This is a genomic window from Capnocytophaga sp. oral taxon 326 str. F0382 (assembly GCF_000318295.1).
Taxonomy (GTDB): Bacteria; Bacteroidota; Bacteroidia; order Flavobacteriales; family Flavobacteriaceae; genus Capnocytophaga; species Capnocytophaga periodontitidis.
Map to the genome: position 1 here is coordinate 1 of NZ_KB291372.1, position 1684 is coordinate 1684.

Annotated in this window: 1 protein-coding gene; it reads left to right on the forward strand. The window is 39.8% G+C overall.

The features are described 5' to 3' along the window. The first annotated feature begins 153 nt into the window (after nt 1-153). Nucleotides 154-1446, forward strand: coding sequence for a phosphopyruvate hydratase (eno, locus tag HMPREF9073_RS01960; protein ID WP_009412298.1), 1293 nt, complete (start codon nt 154-156; stop codon nt 1444-1446). Nucleotides 1447-1684: the final 238 nt, after the last annotated feature.

Below are 1684 nucleotides of genomic sequence, written 5' to 3' on the forward strand. Positions count from 1 at the left end.
CTGATTGTTAAATAATTACTTATGCTGAACTCACGTTAAATTAACAAGTAGCTTTTGCGTTGCAAAATTTGCTAATTATCACATTGACTAATTTTCTAATTAAAATTCACTAATTTTCTAATTAAATTCGTAAATAATTAAATAACAAAATATATGAGTATTATTGTAAGCGTGCACGCACGTCAGATTTTGGATTCAAGAGGAAATCCAACCGTAGAAGTAGATGTAGAAACTGAAAATGGTTTCCTTGGTAGAGCTGCTGTTCCTTCAGGAGCTTCAACAGGTGAATACGAAGCTGTTGAATTGCGCGACGGCGGTAAAGATTATATGGGTAAAGGCGTACTTAAAGCCGTTGCCAATGTAAACGATATCATCGCTGAAGAAATCGTAGGTATGGACGTTTTCGAACAAAACCTTATCGACAAAACAATGATCGAGCTCGACGGTACTCCTAACAAATCTAAATTAGGAGCTAACGCTATTCTTGGCGTATCATTAGCGGTTGCTCGCGCTGCTGCCGAAGAACTCGGTTTGCCTTTGTATCGCTATGTAGGTGGGGTAAGTGCTCACACTTTGCCTGTACCTATGATGAACATCATCAACGCTGGTGCTCACTCCGATGCACCTATCGCTTTCCAAGAGTTTATGATTATGCCTGTGAACGCTAAGGATTTTTCACACGCTATCCAAATGGGTTCAGAAGTATTCCACAACCTTAAAAAAGTATTACACGACAAAGGTCTCGGTACTGCTGTAGGTGATGAAGGTGGCTTTGCCCCTAACTTCAAAGACATCGAAGATGCACTCGATTCTATCAAAGAAGCTGTAAACAAAGCTGGTTACAAATGGGGTGAAGATATCAAAATCGCCTTAGACTGTGCTTCTTCTGAGTTCTACAAAGATGGTAAATACGACTATACTATTTTTGAAGGCGCTAAAGGTAAAGTACGTACTTCAGCTGAACAAGCTGACTACTTGGCTGAATTGGTAGCTAAATACCCTATCATCTCTATCGAAGACGGTATGGATCAAAACGACTGGGACGGATGGAAACTCCTTACTGATAAAATCGGTGACCGCGTTCAATTAGTAGGTGACGACTTGTTCGTTACTAACGTATCTATCCTTGAAAGAGGTATTGCCAAAGGTATTGCAAACTCTATCCTTATCAAAGTAAACCAAATCGGTACTTTGTCTGAAACTATCGCAGCCGTAGATATGGCTAACCGCGCAGGTTATACTGCCGTAATGTCTCACCGTTCAGGTGAAACTGAAGACAATACTATTGCCGACTTGGCTGTAGCTTTGAACACCGGACAAATCAAAACTGGTTCTGCTTCACGTTCCGACCGTATGGCGAAGTACAACCAATTGCTCCGCATCGAAGAATCTTTAGGTTCAGTAGCCTACTATCCTAAAGAAAAAGCCTTCAATGTGAAGAACTAATAACCTCACAAAGAGACTGTCCAATAAGTTGCAAAATCGTATTTGCATCGCTACACTTTGCCAAAGTCTAAAACTTTGGCAAAGTGTATTATTCTGATAATCAATCATTTTTAGAGTGTGTTATGTAGGAAAGCCAGCGATAGCTGATTATGTGCTGCAAACGCCCACACTGATAAAACTTTTTGTACAACCTCTTTATTAAGTTAACGTCAGTTCGATATAACAGAACATTGATTTA

Bases quoted from the DNA above. Each gene is read 5' to 3' on its own strand.
- eno (WP_009412298.1), top strand. From the start codon at position 154: ATGAGTATTATTGTAAGCGTGCACGCACGTCAGATTTTGGATTCAAGA.